This is a genomic window from Stenotrophomonas sp. NPDC047960, assembly GCF_043204395.1.
Classification (GTDB): Bacteria; Pseudomonadota; Gammaproteobacteria; order Xanthomonadales; family Xanthomonadaceae; genus Stenotrophomonas.
In genome coordinates this window covers 132,238-151,332 of record NZ_JBIDBX010000003.1, presented here as the reverse complement: position 1 = coordinate 151,332, position 19,095 = coordinate 132,238, and the positions used below count along the sequence as shown (strand labels likewise).

Genomic DNA, 19,095 nt, shown 5'->3' with positions numbered 1-19,095 from the left:
TTATGAAAGCGATTCCCTGAGGGGGCGATAACGGCCGGCGGATGAACGTCTTTAGGGTGTTGGATCGATTAATCTGAACAATTCAAGGAACAGTGTCTCAGTTCAGATTTTTGGCCGGATCTACGCGCCCGAGCGCAATCCCGCCCTTCGGCACGGGCCAGCCCCGGCCGCCGGCCTTACAATGGAAGGCTGTCGTTCCCCTCACCCTGTCTGGAGTAAGCGATGTTCCCGCGTGACGTCCGCATCGAAACCTACGATCCCGAACTGGCCAAGGCCATCGCTGCCGAAACCCAGCGCCAGGAAGACCACGTCGAGCTGATCGCCAGCGAGAACTACACCAGCCCGGCGGTGATGGAAGCCCAGGGCAGCCAGTTGACCAACAAGTACGCCGAAGGCTACCCGGGCAAGCGCTACTACGGTGGCTGCGAATACGTGGATATCGCCGAGCAGCTGGCGATCGACCGGCTCAAGCAGCTGTTCGATGCCGACTATGCCAACGTGCAGCCGCATAGCGGTTCGCAGGCCAACCAGGCGGTGTACTTCGCGCTGCTGCAGCCGGGCGACACCATTCTGGGCATGAGCCTGGCCCACGGCGGCCACCTCACCCACGGTGCCAAGGTCAACGCCTCGGGCAAGCTGTTCAACGCGGTGCAGTACGGGGTGAACGAGCAGGGCCTGATCGACTATGACGAGGTCGAGCGCCTGGCCCTGGAGCACAAGCCGAAGATGGTGGTGGCCGGTTTCTCGGCGTATTCGCAGGTCGTGGACTGGGCGCGCTTCCGCGCCATCGCCGACAAGGTCGGTGCCTACCTGTTCGTGGACATGGCCCACGTGGCCGGCCTGGTCGCCGCCGGCGTCTACCCCAGCCCGCTGCCGCACGCGCATGTGGTCACCTCCACCACCCACAAGACCCTGCGCGGCCCGCGTGGCGGCATCATCATCGCCAAGGGCGCCGGCGAAGAGATCGAAAAGAAGCTGCAGTCGATCGTGTTCCCGGGCATCCAGGGCGGCCCGCTGATGCACGTCATCGCCGCCAAGGCCGTGGCCTTCAAGGAAGCGCTGGAGCCGGGCTTCAAGGCCTACCAGCAGCAGGTGGTGAAGAACGCCCAGGCGATGGCCACCACGCTCATCGGGCGCGGCTACAAGATCGTCTCTGGTGGCACCGAGAACCACCTGATGCTGGTCGACATGATCGGCAAGGACGTCTCCGGCAAGGATGCGGAAGCCGCGCTGGGCAAGGCCCACATCACGGTCAACAAGAACTCGGTACCCAACGACCCGCGCTCGCCGTTCGTGACCTCGGGCCTGCGCCTGGGCACCCCGGCAGTGACCACCCGCGGCTACCGGGAAGCCGACTGCGTGGAACTGGCCGGCTGGATCGCCGATGTGCTCGACGCGCCGGCCGATGAGGCCGTGATCGCCCGCGTGCGTGACGCGGTCAGCGCGCAGTGCCGCAAGTACCCGGTCTACGGGTAATGGGCGAGACCCTGCAGCGGCGCTTTTACATCGCGCAGGCGCTGCTGCTGGGGTTGCCCGCGCTGGTCGCCGGTGGCGGCGTGGCCGGGCTGGCGGTGTATGTGTTCTTTGACCGCCACGGCCACATGGCCAATCGTGAAGGCCTGTTCCTGCTGGGTTGGGCCTTGGCCGGGGTCTGCGGCCTGCTGGGCTGGGCCTGGCTGAGCGTGGTCTACCTGCGCAGGGGGCGAGCCGCCCTGCGCAGCACCGGCCTGCTGCCGTGGGTGGGGCTGGGGCTGGGCGTGGTGGCCGCGCTGGGCGTGGTCGCCCTGGTCATTTACAACTCGTTTTCCGGCAGCTCGTGGCGGGCACTGGGCTACCTGATGGTCGGGCCGCCACTGCTGGCCTGCAGCGCGCATCTGCTCTGGTTGCGGGCGGTTCCGGCCGCTGCCGGCGAATCCTGATCGACATCGCGATTTGTACGCTGGGGTCTTCTCAGGTACCGTTGCGACGCTGCCGTGACCACGGCATGACGTTTTTCTGATGCAAGGCGTTCCATGTACTGTCCGTTCTGCCAGCATGCCGATACCCGGGTGATCGACTCGCGCGTCTCCGAAGACGGTGCGACGATCCGCCGTCGGCGTGAATGCGAGGCGTGCAGTGAGCGCTTCAGCACGTTGGAAACCATCGAATTGAAGCTGCCGGCGATCGTCAAGAGCGACGGCAGCCGCGAAGCGTTCGACGTACGCAAGCTGCGGGTCGGCTTCGACCGCGCGCTGCAGAAACGCCCGGTGCCCGAAGACAAGATCGAACTGGCGGTGCGCGCGGTGATGCAGCAGCTGCGCATGTGCGGTGAACGCGAGATCCCGTCGATCAAGGTCGGCGAGTTCGTGATGAACGAACTGCGCAAGCTCGACCACGTGGCTTATGTGCGGTTTGCATCGGTGTACCGCAGCTTCGAGGACGTGGCCGATTTCCGCGAGGAAATCGAAAAGCTTGAACGCGAGCTGCCGTCCAGTACCGAACAGCTGCAGCTGCTGGGCGATGTGATCGCCCTGACCAAGAAGAAGAAAGGGTAGGGCGGGGCTCTGCCCCGCTGCATTACCATCAGGTAATGACCACCTTCACCACCCTCGATCACCTGCACATGGCGCGCGCGCTGCGCGTGGCCGAACGCGGCATGTTCACCGCCCGTCCCAACCCAATGGTGGGTTGCGTCATCGCGCACGGCGACCGGGTGGTCGGCGAGGGCTGGCACCAGCGCACCGGTGGCCCGCACGCCGAAGTGTTCGCGCTGCGCCAGGCCGGCGACGAGGCGCGCGGCGCCACCGCCTACGTGACCCTGGAACCCTGCGCGCATCACGGGCGCACCCCGCCGTGCGCGCTGGCATTGATCGAGGCCGGCGTAGCGAGGGTGGTGGCCGCCATGCGCGACCCGTTTCCCAAGGTGGATGGCGGCGGCTTCGTGTTGCTGCGCGAGGCGGGCATCGAGGTGGCCGAAGGCTTGATGGCGGCGCAGGCGCGCGAACTCAATCACGGCTTCCTGTCGCGCGTTGAGCGTGGCCGTCCGTGGCTGCGGGTCAAGCTGGCCGCCAGCCTGGACGGCCGCACGGCCATGGCCGACGGCACCTCGAAGTGGATTACCGGCGCCGCAGCACGTGAGGATGTACAGCACTGGCGCGCCCGTGCCGGCGCGATCCTGACCGGCGCCGACACCGTGCTGGCCGATGACCCGCAGTTGACCGTACGTCTGACGGACACCGAAGTAATGGCGCCGCTGCGCGTAGTACTGGATTCCCGCCTGCGCTCACTGGAACGTGCCCGGGTCCGTGAGGGTGGGGCGCCGACGCTCTACCTGCACGACGCCGCCGTGAGCCCTCCCGTTGCGGCCGATGCCGAGTTCGCGCGCGTGCCCAGCCACAATGGCCGGCTCGATCTGGGAGCAGTGCTGACCCTGCTGGCGGATCGCGGCATCAACGAAGTGCACACGGAAGCAGGCGCCACCCTATGCGGCGCGCTGCTGGCCGGCGACTGGGTGGACGAACTGCTGCTCTACCAGGCGCCGACCCTGCTTGGCGAGCACGGCCGGCCGCTGCTGGGCGGGCTGGGCATCCACGCCATGGAACAGCAGCGTCGGCTGCGGCTGGTTGACCAGCGTCAGGTAGGCGACGACCTGCGCTTGCTGCTGCGGCCCCACTGACAGGTTGCGCTGCCGAACGCAGAACGCAGATCAATCGATTCGCGCGAATCGATGGGCAATAAAAAACGGGCCCCTCGCGGGGCCCGTCGATCATGGCGCGGGTTAGCGCTGCCCGATCAGTAACTCAGAAGCTGGCGCGCACGCCGACCGAGTACTGGGTGATGTCGTCGAAGTACTGGACTTCGCCGATCAGGCCCCAGTTGCGGTTGAAGCTGACCTGGCCGCCCAGGGTGCCGATCCACTCGCCGTCCATGTCGCTGCCGTCGATGTAGCCGGCCTTCAACCAGGCTTCGGTCGCGCGCGAGGGCTTGCCACGCAGGCCCAGCGAACCACGGCCGGCATTGGTGTGCACCTTTTCGGTTTCGCTGAACGTGCCGTCATCGAACTTGATTTCGTTGTTGATGCGCATCCAGGCGATGTCGGCGGTGAAGTCCAGGCGGTCGGAGAACGGCATGTGGTAGCCGATGCCTGCCTCCGGCTGGTCGATGGTGTTCTTGATGCGGTATTCGCCGATGCTGTCTTCCAGGTGGTAGGTCTTGGAAACAGTGCTGTAGCCGCCGAACACGTACACCTGCTCGGCAATGGCGAAGGAACCACGGAGGAAGCCACCGTCCAGCTTGGGGTTGCTGCCGGGATTGCTGACCTGCAGCTGGGTCCAGCCGCCTTCAACATAGGTGTAGCTCATGGCATCGGCAGCAGAGGCGGCCATCGGAGCGGCGGCCAGCAGGGCGGCGGCCAGGACGAGCATCTTGCGCATCAGAATTCCTTGGAGAGTGAGGTCCATTTCAGCCGGTCCGTCGTGGGCGGCAGGGCGGCGATCTTCGCCGCGCGGGGCGCATCTTAACAAATTGTTTACAGAAAGCGAGCGCTCAGCCTGCGCTGCTACAATGGCGGGGCCGGTTCGCCGGTATACAAACGTCTTCAGGGCGGGGTGCGATTCCCCACCGGCGGTAGGTGCGCAAGCACGAGCCCGCGAGCGCTTCCGGCCCCGCCGGAAGGTCAGCAGATCCGGTCCGATGCCGGAGCCGACGGTATAGTCCGGATGAAAGAAGACGGTGCTACAGGGCCTGCATGGCCCTGCGCCCGCCTGTTTGCCTTGCGGCGTTTTTCGCTCACTTTTCGCGGAGAACGTTAGTGTTTACTGGAATCATCACCGGCGTCGGCCATCTGGCCGCGCGCGATCCCCTCGGCGGCGATGTCCGCTTCACCTTCCATGTCGGCAGCCTGCCGTTCGAGCACGTGCAGCTGGGCGAGAGCATTGCCATCAACGGTGTGTGCCTGACCGTCATCGCCTTCGACGAGACCTCGTTCCAGGCCGATGCCTCGACCGAGACGCTGGGCCTGACCACGCTTGGCCAGCTGGCCCCGGGCGCGGTGATCAACCTGGAACGCGCCATGCGCCCCACTGACCGCCTGGGTGGCCACCTGGTCAGCGGCCATGTGGACGGCCTCGGCCAGGTGCTGTCCATCCATGAGGACGCGCGCGCCCAGCGCTGGCGCTTTGCCGCGCCGGCCGGTCTGCTGCGCTATATCGCCAGGAAGGGCTCGATCTGCGTGGACGGGGTCAGCCTGACCGTCAACGAGGTGGATGACGCCGGCTTCGAGGTCGCGCTGATCCCGCATACGGTGGCCAACACCGCCTTTGCCGCAACCGGCGTGGGCAGTGCGGTCAATCTCGAAATCGATCTGGTGGCCCGGTACGTCGAACGGCTGGTCGCCCCCCAGGTGCAGGACATCCGCGCATGAACTTTGCTTCCATCCCCGAAATCCTCGAGGACATCCGCCTGGGCCGCATGGTGGTCATCGTCGATGACGAAGACCGCGAGAACGAAGGCGACCTGATCATGGCCGCCGAGCTGGTCAAGCCCTCGGACATCAACTTCATGGTTACCCACGGTCGTGGCCTGGTGTGCCTGCCGCTGACCCGCGAGCGCGCCGCTGACCTCGGCCTGGCGCCGATGGTGCAGGCCAATACAGCCCAGTTCCAGACCAACTTCACCGTCAGTATCGAAGCCGCTGAAGGCGTCACTACCGGCATTTCGGCCTATGACCGCGCGCATACCATCCGCACTGCGGTGAAGCCCGATGCCAAGCCGGCCGACCTGCACCAGCCCGGCCATATCTTCCCGCTGATCGCCCAGCCGGGTGGCGTGCTCACCCGCGCCGGCCATACCGAAGCGGGCGTGGACCTGGCCATGCTGGCCGGGCTGGAGCCGGCTGGCGTGCTGGTGGAAATCCTCAACCCCGACGGCAGCATGGCGCGCCGCCCGGAGCTGGAAGTGTTCGCGCGCGAGCACGGCCTGAAGATCGGCTCGATCGCCGACCTGATCGCCTACCGACTGGCCACCGAGAAGACCGTCGAGCGCGTCGATGAGCGGGAAATCGACACCGAATTCGGCCCGTTCAAGCTGGTCACCTACCGCGACCGCATCGCCCACGACCTGCATTTCGCGCTGGTCCGTGGCACCCCGGACACCCAGCCGACCCTGGTCCGGGTGCAGGTGGAGAACCCGCTGGCCGACCTGCTGCACTGGCGCCGCGACGATTTCGGCGTGGCCTCCACCGACGCCCTGCGCGCCATCGCGGCGGCCGGGCGCGGCGTGATGGTGGTGTTGTCCGCCCCGCGTGACAGCAACAGCCTGCTGGCCCGCCTGCGCCAGCAGCCGCAGCCGGTCACTCCGGGCAAGGACAAGGACGTGAGCCAGTGGCGCCGCAACGGCGCCGGCGCCCAGATCCTGTCCGACCTCGGCCTGGGCCAGCTGCGGGTGCTGGGCACTCCGCGTCGCCAGGTCGGCCTGTCCGGCTACGGCCTGGAAGTCGTGGAAACGCTTGCTCCGTGAGCTGACCCCGACCGCCGTACCTCCGGGCGATGCCTGGAGGTACGGTAGAATGTCCCTCTTTATTGAACAACCTGCCGATCATGAGCCACTACGAAGGCGATCTCCGGACACCGGAACAGGCCCGCTTCGCCATTCTCGCCAGCCGCTGGAACGCGCGTATCACCGACGTGCTGGTGGCCGGCGCGCGCCAGAGCCTGGCCGGCAACGGGATCCAGGAAGCGGCCATCGACGTGATCCGGGTACCCGGCGCGTGGGAACTGCCGTTGGTCGCCGCCCGCCTGGCGGCCGCGCACGAACATGCCGCGATCATCGCCCTGGGCTGCGTGATCCGCGGCGACACCCGCCACTACGAACACGTGGCTGACCGCTGTGCGGAAGGCCTGATGCGTGTCCAGCTGGATTTCGGCGTGCCGGTGCTCAATGGCGTGCTGGCGGTCGAACGCGCCGAGGATGCCGAGGCCCGCGCCGGTGGCAGCCACGGCAACAAAGGTGAGGAAGCCGCACTGACGGCGTTGGAAATGGTCAATCTTCTGGAGCAGTTGCCGTGAACAAGTCAAACCCGGGCAAGCCCTCCGGCAAGCCGGTCCGCCGTGATGGCATCGACCCGGTGCTGCGCTCGCGCGCGCGCCGTCGTGCCCTGCAGGCGATCTACGCCTGGCAGATCTCCGGCGGCAACGCACAGGCCCTGATCGCCCAGTTTGCCCACGAGCAGGCGCGCGAGATTGCCGACCTGGCGTACTTCGAAGCGCTGGTGAGCGGCGTGCTCGACCACCGCAAGGACCTGGACGAAGCGCTGGATCCGTTCGTGGACCGCGGCATCGAGGAAGTGGACGCCATCGAACGCGCAGCGCTGCGTGTGGCCGCGTTCGAGCTGCGCTACCGCATGGATGTGCCGTACCGCGTGGTGATCAACGAAGCGATCGAATCGACCAAGAAGTTTGGTTCCGAACACGGCCACACCTACGTCAACGGCGTGCTGGATCGCGCGGCGGTGGAGTGGCGCAAGGCTGAAAGCGGGCACTGAGCCGGGTTGGGGAACGCCCATGTCCCTCGCCGAATTCTCCCTGATCGAACGCATCCGCACGCGCACCCGCGCGCGCGCCGATGTGGTGCTCGGCATCGGCGACGATGCCGCGCTGCTGCAACCGCGAGCCGGCGAGCAGCTGGTGGTCACTGCCGATACGCTCAACAGCGGTGTGCATTTCCCCGCTGAAACCCCGGCGTACGACATCGGCTGGAAGACCTTGGCGGTGAACCTGTCCGACCTGGCCTCGATGGGCGCGCGACCGGCCTGGTGCGTGCTGGCGCTGTCGCTGCCGGATGCCGATCCGGAGTGGGTTGATGCGTTCGCTGATGGCTTCTTCGCCCTGGCCGACGTCCAGGACATCGTGCTGGTCGGCGGTGACACCACGCGCGGGCCGTTGTCGCTGTCGGTGACGGCGATGGGGCAGGTGGTTCCCGGCGCGGCATTGCGCCGTGATGGCGCACAGGTGGGTGACGATGTCTGGGTGAGCGGCACGCTCGGCGATGCGGCCGTGGCGTTGCGCGCCTGGCAGGGGGGAACCCTTGACGTGCGCACGCCCGCCGAGGACGCGCCGGTCGACTACCTGCGCCAGCGCCTGGCCCGGCCAACGCCGCGCGTTGCACTGGGCAGCGCACTGGTCGGCGTGGCACATGCGGCCGTCGACATCTCCGATGGCCTGTTGGCTGATCTCGGCCACATCTGTGAACGCAGCGGTGTCGGTGCGCAGCTGGATCCGGAGTGCCTGCCGGTGTCGGCCGCCGCACGTGCGCGCGTCGGCCTGGCGCATGCCCGCGACGCGGCCTTGCGCGGTGGCGATGACTACGAACTGTGCTTCACCGCCGCGCCGGCGCAGCGCCTGGCGATCGAGGCGCTGGCCACGCGCCTGGCGCTGCCACTGACCCGCATCGGCGGGATCGTGGCAGGCCAGGGCGTCACCACCGGCACCGAGCTGGATGGCCAGCGCGGCTATGAGCACTTCACCGAGCTGTAAACCGGACGGTAGCGAGGACGGTTGGTCCGCTGCCTTTCTCACCAGCGCCAGCCAACCCCCAGGCGCGCGCTGCTCTCGCGGAACCCGCCATCGCCGCGCACGTGGCTGATGCCCCCCCACGCCGACAGGCCCGGACGCCAGGCGAAACGCGCACCGGCATCCAGCCCGTAGCGGTTGGCCGGCGTACCTGCCTCCAGCAGCGCATCGTCGAACGCGATCCCGGCCCGCGTGTCGTCGCGATACCAGTTGGCCGCCAGGTACGGACTGATCCGTGCGCCGCTGTCGTCGCGCGGATTGCCCTGAAGCTGCACGCCCAGCCGGGTAGACAGTCCGTCCGTCCCCAGGCTGCGCACCACCGTGCCATTCACTTCGCGATGTTCGACGGATCCGGCAACGGCATGCACCAGCTGCAGTTCCGGTTGCAGGTGCACCGCCATCGCGCCCAGCTGCCCGATCCCGATGCGGTAGCCGGCTTCCAGCGAGGACTGCCACAGGCGGGCGCTGTACTGCTCTGCGTCCAGCCCATCGCCCTTGACGCGGTGGCGGAACCGGCCGTGCTGCATCGACGCATCCAGGTAAACGACGTCATTGCTCCAGCTGCCATACACGCCGGCGGCACCGCCTTCGATCAAACCCCGGGCCCGGTAGCCGGTGAGGCGCGACTGTGACGTGCTATCCGCCCTTGCGGCGGTCAGCATCACGCCCGCCCGTCCCCGCCCTGCATCGAACAGGCCGATATCCGCGCCCAGCTGCAGGCGTGAGCGCTCCTGTGTGACGTCAAGCTGATCGGCCACGACCGCCAACCGGCTGTCGGTCGCGTCGATGCCCGCCCACACATGGACACCTTCGGCCCCCTTCGCCCGTTCACCGTCGCGCTCGCGCCAGGTGTGGCGCAGCACATGGTGGAGTGCGAACTGGTTGGCCAGGTAGACGCCCGCCTCCGGTCGCAGCACGGGCATCGGGTTTACGGGGTCGATCGGATCAATGGGATCCACCGGGTCAACGGGATCTACCGGATCTACCGGATCAGCCGGATCAACGGGATCTACCGGATCTACCGGATCAACCGGATCAACCGGATCTACGGGATCCGTCGGCCCGCATTGCGGAAGCGTGGGGTCGATCTCGCACGGGTCCGGTGCCGTTGGCTGTTCCGAGCGCAGATACCAGTTGCCATCGATACCCTTGACGAGGAAGTACTCGTATTGCCCGCCCACGGCACGACCGATCAGATCGAACTGGGCGTTGGATTGGCCGGCGACATGGATCAGTTCGATACCCTGGTCGGTCTTCGCGCCCGCGCCGCCGGCGTTGAGCACGCGCACACCGGCCTGGCCGCTGGCATCGCCGCGGACCACCAGGGTGTCGGTGGCCGAGGTGTCATCACCCAGGACCGTGTTGAACACCAGCGTGCCGCCGTCACCGTCGAATCTGGCGACGCTGAGCGCGTTGAACGTGTTGCCATCGCCCAGCGCCACAGTACCGTTGCCATCAAGCGCGAGATAGGAAACGCTGCTGTCGCCGGTCAGCAGCCAGCTGCTGCCGCTGCCGACTCTGGTGGAGCTGACGTTGGTGAAGCGACCGGTGAGGCGGGCATTGTTCTCCAGCCGGATGTCGATGCGCCCGTAGCCAGCACTGCGATCCAGGGTGATGTCGCCGTCCAGTCTTGCGTTGTCGACCGTAAACAGGACGTGGGGCTGGCCGGCTCCGTCGCCGTCGACCGAATTGTGGACGCGCAGCAGATGGCCATCGCCACCGCTCAACGTGGCGTTGTTGGCGACGCGCACGTCGTAGCTGTAGTTGGCATCGTATACGTCGATGGCCGCGCCGCGCCGGGAAATGATCGTGGAGGCGTCCACGGTCAGGGTCGCGTGGTCCCGGTTATCGTGCAGCATCACACCGACGTTGCCCGCATCGATCAACGAGCCGTGTTCAAGGTGCACCCGCCCCGCACCCTGTCGGATGCCCAGGCCCCGCATGTAGTGGGGATCGGCCGGCTTGTCCAGCACGTGGATGCTGCTTCCCACCAAAGACACATTCGCTTCGCGGCTGCTGCCGACCATGACGATGCCGATGTTGGCGAGCGAGTCTGGCGTGTCCTCTGCGATGCGCACGGTGCTGTAATGCAGGTAAACACTTGAGCTGTCCCACGCGCGCACGCCGGCGCCCCTGATCTGGGAGTAACTGGATATCAGTTCCGACCCGGAGCGCAGCTGGATCAAATGGGAGGCCGATGGTCCCAGGTTGACGCGTGCATTGCTCAGCGTGACCAGGCTGCCGTTCTCTGCGTCGATGCTGTAGGTATCGCCCCCATTGACGAACAGGGATGCGCCGTTGGTCAGATGCCATAGTTCGGGGTGGTCGCCATAGCCGACTTCATGGAACTCGTTGTCCAGGTCGCGTGCAGACAGTGGCAGGCACCAGAAGCTGGTCGCCGCCAGTACCACGGCGTGGGCGAGCGGGCGCAGTGCAGGAATGCGACGACGAGCGCCGCAGTGGGTAGACATGAGGGTGTGATCCTGTGGGGGGAGGGAATCGGTGCGGACCTGGCCTACCAGCGGTAGGCCAGGTCCAGCTGCACCTGGGTCTGACGGAAGCCGCCATCGCCGCGCATGTGCCTGATGCCGGCCGATGTGGCCAGCCCGGTTCGCCATGCCACGCGCGCACCGGCGTCTACTGCATACCGGTTGCGCGGTGCGCTGGAGTCCAGCACCTCGTCGTCAAACGCCATGCCGCCGGGGTCACCGTCGCGGTACCAGTCGGCGGCCAACCACGGGCGGAGCGCAGGTGCACTGCTGCCGGTGGCGTCGCCCTGGAGGCGCAGACCGACCCGCCCGGACAGCCCGTTCCCGCCCATGCTGCGCACCACGGTGCCGTTGGCTTCGCGGTGGTGCACGCTTGAGGCTGCGGTATGCACCAGCTGCACCTGCGGCTGCAGGCGCATTGCCATCGCGCCCAGCGTGCCGATCCCGAAGCTGTAACCCGCCTCCACCGCAGATTGCAGCAGGTCGGTGTCGTGGCGCTCGACGCTCAGGCCATCGCCTTCGATGCGGTGGCCGAACCGACCGCGCTGCACCGAAGCGTCCAGATACAGCGCGTGGTTGCTCCAGCTGGCGTAGGCGCCGGCGGCGCCGCCTTCCACCTTGCCGCGCGCGCGGTACCCGGTGAGCCGCGAGCGCGAGGTGGCATCCGACTGCGCCGCAGTGAGCATGACGCCAACGCGACCACGGTCGGCGTCGAACCGGCCGATATCCGTACCGATCTGCAGGCGGGAGCGATCCACCTCCAGGGCGAGCTGGTCCTGCATCGCGCCCAGCCTGCTGTGGGTCGTGTCAATGCTGGACCAGGCGCGCGCTTTCGAGCCAGAGCGACCGTCGCGGTCGCGCCAGGTGTGTCGCAGCACGTGGTGCAGGGTGAACTGGTTGGCGAGATACGCGCCCGCTTCCGGTCGCAGCACGGGGGAGGGATCTGCGGGGTCGACCGGATCACCCGGATCACCCGGTCCACCCGGATCACTCGGATCGCTCGGATCAGCTGGATCCTCTGGATCAATTGGATCAATTGGATCAACCGGATCAACCGGATCAACCGGATCGCACTGGGGCAGGCTGGGATCCACTGCGCACGGGTCCGGAACAGGGGTCATCTCCGAACGGAGATACCAGTTGCCGTCCGTACCCTTGTGCAGGAAGTAGTCGTATTGTCCGCCGACCGCGCGACCGATCAGGTCGAAATGGGCATTGGACTCGCCACCGACGGTGATCAGCCGGATTCCCTGCGCGGTCTCGGCCCCCGCACCACCGGCGTTGCGCACGCGTACGCCGGCCTGGCCATTGGCATCGCCGATGATCCGAAGCGTATCGGTGGACGAATGGTCATCGCCGAGGACCGTGTTGAACAGCAGCGTGCCTCCGTTGCCTGTGAAGTCATCCACGCTCAGGGTGTTGAAGGTGCGGCCATTGCCGAGCGCCACGGTGCCATCGGCATCCAGCTGCAGCTGGCCCACGTTGCTGTCGCCGGTCAACCGCCAGGTGCTGTGGCTGCCAATGGCGGCCGACGCGACGTTGAAGAAGCGGCCGTCAATCCTGGCCCCGTTGCGAAGGGCGACGTCGACGCGCGTGCTGTCATCCGGCGCGTCTACGTTGATGTTCCCGGCGAGCTGCGCGTCATCGACGGTGAAGTTGACCCAGCGCCGTCCCGTATCGGGCAGGCCATTCACGCGCAGAATCTCTCCATTGCCCGCAATCAGCTGCGCGCCGTTGGCAATTTCGATGTCGTAAATCCGGTCGGTGTGATCGCGGTAGAGTGCACCGACTTGGATGGCCGCGCCCCGTCCCGTGCGGATCGTGGAATCGTCCAGGCGCAACCGTCCGACCCCTTCCCTGGACATGAGGCTTTCGAACAGCACGCCTACATTGTCCACGTCGATGGACGAACCGCCGACGATCTCAACATGGCCATGGTCCATGCGGACGCCGATTCCGCTGTCGCGGTCCGCCAGTCCCTCCACGTCGCGGACGAGAACTTCGGTGCCATCCAGGACGACATGCATCACCCCTGGCTCCGCGTCTCCATGGGGAAGCAGGCTCACGGCGACGCTGCTTCCACGGAAGTCAGCGCCCAGGTTGTCCATCCGGATGCTGCTGTTGACGAGGTGGGCCGAGGCGGGGCCCTTCAGCCAGACCCCGCCACCCATGAAGCTGGTGCGAACAGCCTCCAGGGCCGCACCGCCGCTCAGCCGCACGGTGATGTTGTCGTACGCGTTGCGGGTAACCCGGGCGCCGGAAAGGGTGACATGCGAGCCGCTGTCGGCGTCGATCAGTCGCGCCTGCCCAAGGTGCACCACCAGCCGTGCACCATTGCGCAGGGTCCACGCCTCGGCGCCGTCGCCGTCGCCCACCACCGCCTCCTGATCTTCCCCATCCAGCTCCCGTGCGGCGAGACCGCCCGGCGGAAGTGCCAGCAGCGCAAGCATCACGCTGCATGCCAGCGGTCGCATCGAAAGCGGGGAAGGGGCGGTACTGCGGGGTGGCGTCATCGTCGTACTTCAGGGGGCGAAGGGGCGACGAGAATGCGTAGCCAGGCGCAGGGCGCCCATACAATGAATTGCAAGCGTCCCAATCGAAGCGTGACGTGCGTGCGCCTTTGCGCCGTTCCAACGATAGGCTCAGCCGATCAATCCGGCGGCAGCACCTTGCCTGGATTGAGAATCCCGTCCGGATCCAGAGCGTGCTTGATCGCACGCATCGCCGTCAGCGTGGCGGGAGTGAACGCCTGTGCCATGAAGTCGCGTTTGGCCAGGCCGATCCCATGTTCGCCCGACAGCGTGCCGCCCAGTGACAGGGTCAGCCTGAAGATCTCCGGCAGCGCCGCGTGCGCACGTGCGTTCTCGTCCGCATCGTCAGGGTGGTACAGGATGTTGACGTGCAGGTTGCCATTGCCGGCATGACCGAACGTGACAATGGTCAGCGCGTAGTCGCGGGCAAGCGCCTGTACCCCGGCCACCAGATCGGGAATGCGCGATACCGGAACCACCACGTCTTCGTTGATCTTGCCCGGGGCGATGCTGCGCAACGCCGGCGAGAGTGCCTTGCGCGCGGCCCACAGCTTCTCGCGCGCGCTGCCGTCCATTGCCACGTCCAGCGCCAGCATGCCCTCGCCTTCGGCGGCCGTGGCCAGGGCCTGCAGCAGATAGGGCAGGGTATCGTGATCGCCATCGGCCTCGACCAGCAGCATTGCACCGGCCTCCGGCACCTCGGCGCCGTTGCGGCGCAGCAGCTCCAGGCTGCGCGCATCCATGAACTCCAGGCGGGTCGGTACCACCGGCTGCGCCATCAGCCGCGACACCGCCGCCGCCGCCGCGTCCGCGTCGCGGTACAGCACCCGCAGCCCGGCCTGGGTCACCGGCAACGGGGTCAGCTTCAACGTGGCTTCCACGATCAGCGCAAGCGTGCCTTCGCTGCCCACCAGCAGGTGGGTGAGGTCGTAGCCGGTGGCGTCCTTGGTATAGGCGCCGCCGCACTGGATCAGTTCACCGGTCCCGGTGACCGCGACCAGCCCGAGCACGTTGTCGCGGCTGGTGCCGTATTTCACCGCGCGTGGGCCGCCCGCGTTACAGGCCAGGTTGCCGCCGATGCTGCAGATCTCGGCGCTGGAGGGGTCAGGTGCCCAGAACAGACCGTGCACCGCCAGCGCGTGCTGCAGGTCGCCGTTGAGCACGCCGGGTTCGACCACCGCGCAGCGGTCGCCCGGCTGGATGGCAAGGATGCGGTTCATGCGCGCGAACGACAGCACGATGCTGCCGTTGACCGGTACCGCCGCGCCGGTGGTGCCGGTGCCGGCGCCGCGCGCCACCACCGGCACGCCATACGTGCGGCAGGCGCGGACGATCTGCACCACCTGCCCGCGCTCGCGCGGCAATGCCACGCCGTTGGGCAGGGCATGCCGCCAGGAGTTGTCCTGCGCGTGCGCGGTCAGCGTGGCGGCATCCGTCCGCCAGCCATCCTCGCCAAGCAGTGCCAGCAGGGTGGCGGAAAATCCAGCAGGCAGGGTCGTCGTCATTCCAGCCATCCGGTAGCGCCGCCCGTGGGGCGGCCCTCCTCATCATCGATCAAAACCACAGTCTTCCAGCCGGAACGCATCGCGCAACCAGTCCAGCCGGGGCGGGTCGCCACTGGCATCGACCACATCAAAGCGGCAGGGCCCCTGCGCCAGCGCCGGGTGCGACTGCAGGAACAGCTGCGCGGCCAGCACCAGCTTGCGTCGCTTGCGCAGATCGACCGAGGCAGCGCCGCCACCAAAATCGGCCGTGGCGCGGTAGCGCACTTCCACGAATACGGTAGTGTCGCCCTCGCGCATCACCAAGTCCAGTTCACCGCCCTTGTAGCGGACATTGCGGGCAACCGGGGCAAGTCCGGCGCGCCGCAGCTGCGCCAGCGCGGCGCTTTCAACCGCCGCCCCACGCTGTGCCCGTCCGGTGGGCACGGCGTCAGTTGTTGCTGGCTACGGGCATCGGCCGGCCGCCGCTGAAGGTCGACCACGCCGGCACCCGCAGCACATTGCCGTTGCTGTCCAGGAACAGGGTGCCGGTGGCGCCGGCCAGGCCGCCTTCGGTGGCCACCTTGTCCAGGTAGGCGCTGATCTTCCAGGCGTCGAAACCGAAGGCGAACAGGCGACCGGCCGCGCCGCGCGCGCTCGGCAGGATCTGCCCGGCGGTAGCGGCCGACGGCAGGCCGGCGACGCCGCGCACGTTCCAGGCCTCGTTCGGGTAGACGATGCCGTCCAGTGCCATGTCTTCTTCCGGCTTGCCGGTGCCCAGGGTCAGCTGCGAGGTGCCCACGCGGGTGGCACCGCCCGCGCCGGCCAGTGCAAGCTGCGGGGCCAGCGCGCGTGCCTGCGGTGCCTTTACCGCCAACAGCACGCCATCCACCGCGCCGGCCGCACGCACCTGCGCGCCGATATCGCCCACGGTGTCGCTCACGCCCACGGTGGCCAGCACCTGGCCGCCGCGCTGGGTGAAGCGCTCGCGGAAGGCGGCCGCAGTACGGCGGCCGCTGTCGTCATTGCTGTGGATCACCAGGACCTTGCTGCGCTCGCGGCCGCGCAGGTATTCGGCGGCGATGATGCCGTCGTCTTCCGGGGCCAGCGAGAAACCAGCGCTGCCGGCAGGCGGGCTGCTCTTGCCACGGTTAAGTGCCAGCACCGGCACCGGCAGTTCGGTGCGGCCGAATACCGCGTCTACTTCATCGCGGCCCAGCGGTCCGACGATGAAGTCCACCCCGGCAACGACGGCTTTGTCATAGGCGGCCACGGCACCGGCCGGCGTGCCGACGGTATCGATGAACTGGATGTCCGGGCGCTGCCGGCTTTCACCGTAGTAACCGCTGAGCAGGCCGTCGCGCACGGGCTGGGCAGCAGTGGCCAGACGGCCGCTGAGCGGCAGCAGCACGGCCATCTTCACCGGCGGGCGGTAGCCATCGCTCATCGCGGGCGGGCGCTTGCTGGTGTCGAACTGGGCCACACCGTCCCGATCAAACGGGCGCGGCAGCGGCAGGCCGCGCGCGATCAGGGCGCGGCCTGCGAAGTTGTACAGCGGTTCGTTGGCCGGCAGCGCGGCGGCGCGCGCGCGCAGGGTGGCATCATCCAGGGTGCCGAGCAGCCCGGCGATGGCCTGCTGGTTGTCGGTGCGGGCCTGGCCGGTCAGCGCCGCATGCGCGCGGGCGCGCTCGGTAGCCGCGCCGATCGCATCGCCGGTGGCCTGCAGTGCATCGGCGCGGGCCAGCTGCCAGCGCGTGCGCAGCGGTGGGGCGACCGTATCGGAGGATTCCTTCAGGAACGCCAGGGCCTGTGCGGGCTGCTTGTCGGCCAAGGCCAGCTCGGCGCTGGTCAGGTGGAAGCGCTGCAGTCCGACGCCGCTGAGCTGGCGTGCCGTGACCTGCGCAAGCAGGCTGCGCGCGCGGGCGTTGTCGCCGGCCTCGTGCCAGGCGAAGGCCGCATCGGCCAGCGCGGCGGCGCGGGCGTTGCCGCGCAGGGTGTTGGCCAGCGCTTCAAGCTGCACGGCGGCATCACGCGGCCTGCCCTGGTCGATCAGCACCAGCGCCTGGCTCTGCGCCGGCGATTCCGGGGCGCTGGTCAGGCTGGTCGTGGCGCAGCCGGCAAGCAGCAGCAGCGACAACGACAGGGCGGAGAGGCGTGCGGCGGGCTTGTTCATGATCAGGTCCATTCGAGGGTGGCTCGTACACGTTAGGATTCTACCCCTGACCTGTGAGTACCGTTGCGATGAGTGCTGTCCCCACGCTGTATGTCGTTGCCACCCCGATCGGCAACCTGTCCGACCTGACGCCGCGGGCGCAGGAGGTGCTGCGCTCGGTGGCTGCGATCTGCGCCGAGGACACCCGCCGCAGTGGCCAGCTGCTGGCCCACTTCGGTATCCAGCAGCCGCTCGTTGCGCTGCATGACCACAACGAAGAGGCGCTGGCCCAGCGCATCGTGGCGCGGCTGCAGGCCGGCGAATCACTGGCGCTGGTCAGTGATGCAGGCACGCCGCTGGTCAGCGATCCCGGCTACCGGTTGGTCCGCGCCGCGCGCGAGGCGGGCATCCGGGTCAGCCCGGTGCCCGGCGCCTGCGCGGCCATTGCCGCACTGAGCGTGGCCGGCCTGCCCAGCGACCGCTTCACCTTTGAAGGCTTCCTGCCGGCCAAGGGTTCCGGCCGCCGCGAACGCCTGCAGGCGCTTGCGGGGGAAACCCGCACGCTGGTGTTCTATGAATCCTCACACCGCATCGCGGAGTCGCTTGCGGACATGGTTGCCGCATTTGGCGCCACACGGCCAGCGGTGGTGGCGCGCGAATTGACCAAGCTGTTCGAGACCGTGCTGGACGGCGACCTGGCCAGCCTGCTGCAGCAGGTCGAAGCCGACGACAACCAGCGCAAGGGCGAATTCGTGGTGATGGTGCAGGGCGCGGCCAACGACGAGGAGTCCCAGCTGGCCCAGGGCCGGCGCCTGTACGCGAAACTCAGTGAGCACCTGCCGCCTTCCACCGCCGCCAAACTGGCCGCGGAACTCACCGGCGCCCCCCGCAAGGCGCTCTACGGCAGTTGAATGTCGGGCACATGCCCCTGTGCCGCTGGTGCTGTTGGTTTGGAGAGTGATTCCAGCAGCTTCACCTGCGGTTGGCGCTGGCTGGAGCTGGCCATGTGACCCCACGCGGTTACGGTGCTCGTGAAACCAAACCGGCGGTTGACCATCGCGGCGTGTTGGTAGGCTTCTGCTGCCAAGCGGCGGACGCGTTCGCGGCAGGCGTCGCGCGTCGCACGTGCTGCGGTGCTGTCGCTACCCCGGCTTGCGTCGAGCGCGGCGGTAGCCTGCTGCAGAGCGGTGGCGCGCGCGGGTGGCAGCAGCAGATCCAGCGTTGGCGCGAAATCGCGTACCCGCGTGCCGCTGTGGGGCGCATCGCTCTCTACATCCACAATCTCGGGCGTGTCTGCTTCCTCAAGGCTCAGGCCAAGCAAAGCACGCAGTGTGGCGGGCCGGCTGCCCACGTCACGCAGTACCCTGTACAGCTCAAGGCGCTGGGTGGGCGACAGTTCGCCCACGCGCATCCCGCGCAGCACCTCGGTCAGGCCCGCGTGCTGGATGCGCAGCTGCAGCCTGCCCGGGTCCAGCCTGGCGCCACTGTCCAGTTCGTCCAGCCAACGATGCAGGGTGGTGCTGGCGCGGCGGGCCAGCAGCCCCCGGAGTTCCTCCAGGGTTTCGATGGTATGGATGACGCGTTGCCGCCCGGGCGGATCCGCGCAGCGGGTGGGACGCTGCGCCATCCACTGGCACAGAAAAGCATCTCCTTCCGCAATACGCGCCATGAGCACTGCCGACGAAGGCGCGGACGCTTCTGGCCAGGTGGACGGGGCGTTGCTGACGGTATCAGGGGCAGAGGGCGCGGTGCGGACCGGGTGGCGAACCTCGGCTGCCGGGGCGGCCGGTAACGACGCGGTGGTGGCGGGCGATGCAGATCGGATCATGCGGGCGCTCCAGGGATTGGTGTGGCAAGCCTGTACGGTCCGGCTGCCAACGACTTCCAGAATTCCTC

Annotated in this window: 17 protein-coding genes and 1 riboswitch; of the genes, 10 read left to right on the top strand and 7 right to left on the bottom strand. The window is 67.8% G+C overall.

Features of this window, described 5'->3' with window-relative positions:
* Positions 1-222: 222 nt before the first annotated feature.
* The 4 genes from glyA (at position 223) to ribD (ending at position 3,655) form a co-directional block, all read left to right on the top strand.
* Complete coding sequence (gene glyA / locus ACGFZ3_RS08695; RefSeq protein ID WP_392919258.1) at positions 223-1,476, top strand: serine hydroxymethyltransferase; 1,254 nt, start codon at positions 223-225, stop codon at positions 1,474-1,476.
* Entirely contained in the window at positions 1,476-1,919 is a 444-nt protein-coding gene (locus ACGFZ3_RS08690) for a hypothetical protein (RefSeq protein ID WP_392919255.1), read from the top strand. Before glyA ends, ACGFZ3_RS08690 begins: the two co-directional genes overlap by 1 nt.
* Before the next feature lie 93 nt (positions 1,920-2,012).
* Complete coding sequence (nrdR, locus tag ACGFZ3_RS08685) at positions 2,013-2,534, top strand: transcriptional regulator NrdR (protein ID WP_392919253.1); 522 nt, start codon at positions 2,013-2,015, stop codon at positions 2,532-2,534.
* Between the two features lie 35 nt (positions 2,535-2,569).
* Positions 2,570-3,655 (top strand): bifunctional diaminohydroxyphosphoribosylaminopyrimidine deaminase/5-amino-6-(5-phosphoribosylamino)uracil reductase RibD, encoded by a 1,086-nt coding sequence (gene ribD / locus ACGFZ3_RS08680; protein WP_392919250.1) that lies wholly within the window; start codon positions 2,570-2,572, stop codon positions 3,653-3,655.
* 124 nt (positions 3,656-3,779) lie between these two features.
* Here the strand turns inward: ribD and ACGFZ3_RS08675 are convergent, their stop codons facing one another.
* Positions 3,780-4,412: an outer membrane beta-barrel protein gene (locus tag ACGFZ3_RS08675; RefSeq protein WP_392919247.1), complete on the bottom strand. Its 633-nt coding sequence runs from the start codon at positions 4,410-4,412 to the stop codon at positions 3,780-3,782.
* Positions 4,413-4,568: 156 nt separating this feature from the next.
* Positions 4,569-4,713: riboswitch (FMN riboswitch) on the top strand.
* 76 nt (positions 4,714-4,789) lie between these two features.
* Between ACGFZ3_RS08675 and ACGFZ3_RS08670 the strand changes: the two genes are divergently transcribed.
* The 5 genes from ACGFZ3_RS08670 to thiL all read left to right on the top strand — a co-directional run bounded on the left by ACGFZ3_RS08670 (position 4,790) and on the right by thiL (position 8,510).
* A complete protein-coding gene (locus ACGFZ3_RS08670; protein WP_392919244.1) occupies positions 4,790-5,401 on the top strand; it encodes a riboflavin synthase in 612 nt (203 codons plus the stop codon).
* A complete protein-coding gene (gene ribB / locus ACGFZ3_RS08665; RefSeq protein ID WP_392919241.1) occupies positions 5,398-6,495 on the top strand; it encodes a 3,4-dihydroxy-2-butanone-4-phosphate synthase in 1,098 nt (365 codons plus the stop codon). The genes ACGFZ3_RS08670 and ribB overlap by 4 nt, the downstream gene beginning before the upstream one ends.
* Before the next feature lie 80 nt (positions 6,496-6,575).
* A complete protein-coding gene (gene ribH, locus ACGFZ3_RS08660; RefSeq protein WP_068854542.1) occupies positions 6,576-7,043 on the top strand; it encodes a 6,7-dimethyl-8-ribityllumazine synthase in 468 nt (155 codons plus the stop codon).
* Positions 7,040-7,519, top strand: a complete 480-nt coding sequence (gene nusB / locus ACGFZ3_RS08655; protein ID WP_392919237.1) for a transcription antitermination factor NusB — start codon at positions 7,040-7,042, stop codon at positions 7,517-7,519. Before ribH ends, nusB begins: the two co-directional genes overlap by 4 nt.
* A gap of 19 nt (positions 7,520-7,538) precedes the next feature.
* Entirely contained in the window at positions 7,539-8,510 is a 972-nt protein-coding gene (thiL, locus tag ACGFZ3_RS08650; protein WP_392919234.1) for a thiamine-phosphate kinase, read from the top strand.
* A gap of 38 nt (positions 8,511-8,548) precedes the next feature.
* On the opposite strand, the gene ACGFZ3_RS08645 is transcribed toward thiL, so the two are convergent.
* The 5 genes from ACGFZ3_RS08645 to ACGFZ3_RS08625 all read right to left on the bottom strand — a co-directional run bounded on the left by ACGFZ3_RS08645 (position 8,549) and on the right by ACGFZ3_RS08625 (position 17,220).
* Positions 8,549-11,017 (bottom strand): autotransporter outer membrane beta-barrel domain-containing protein, encoded by a 2,469-nt coding sequence (locus tag ACGFZ3_RS08645; RefSeq protein WP_392919231.1) that lies wholly within the window; start codon positions 11,015-11,017, stop codon positions 8,549-8,551.
* A 44-nt stretch (positions 11,018-11,061) separates the two neighbouring features.
* Positions 11,062-13,548, bottom strand: a complete 2,487-nt coding sequence (locus ACGFZ3_RS08640) for an autotransporter outer membrane beta-barrel domain-containing protein (protein WP_392919228.1) — start codon at positions 13,546-13,548, stop codon at positions 11,062-11,064.
* A gap of 137 nt (positions 13,549-13,685) precedes the next feature.
* The gene (locus ACGFZ3_RS08635) at positions 13,686-15,071 is read right to left on the bottom strand and encodes an FAD-binding oxidoreductase (RefSeq protein ID WP_392919225.1); all 1,386 of its coding nucleotides are present in this window, start codon (positions 15,069-15,071) and stop codon (positions 13,686-13,688) included.
* Between the two features lie 42 nt (positions 15,072-15,113).
* Positions 15,114-15,494, bottom strand: coding sequence for a YraN family protein (locus ACGFZ3_RS08630; RefSeq protein WP_392919222.1), 381 nt, complete (start codon positions 15,492-15,494; stop codon positions 15,114-15,116).
* A 4-nt stretch (positions 15,495-15,498) separates the two neighbouring features.
* Entirely contained in the window at positions 15,499-17,220 is a 1,722-nt protein-coding gene (locus ACGFZ3_RS08625) for a penicillin-binding protein activator (RefSeq protein ID WP_392919219.1), read from the bottom strand.
* Positions 17,221-17,288: 68 nt separating this feature from the next.
* Here ACGFZ3_RS08625 and rsmI point away from each other — a divergent pair, with 68 nt between their 5' ends.
* A complete protein-coding gene (gene rsmI / locus ACGFZ3_RS08620) occupies positions 17,289-18,110 on the top strand; it encodes a 16S rRNA (cytidine(1402)-2'-O)-methyltransferase (protein WP_392919216.1) in 822 nt (273 codons plus the stop codon).
* Here rsmI and ACGFZ3_RS08615 read toward each other — a convergent pair.
* Entirely contained in the window at positions 18,098-19,027 is a 930-nt protein-coding gene (locus ACGFZ3_RS08615) for a hypothetical protein (RefSeq protein WP_392919213.1), read from the bottom strand. The genes rsmI and ACGFZ3_RS08615 overlap by 13 nt on opposite strands.
* Positions 19,028-19,095 lie beyond the last annotated feature (68 nt).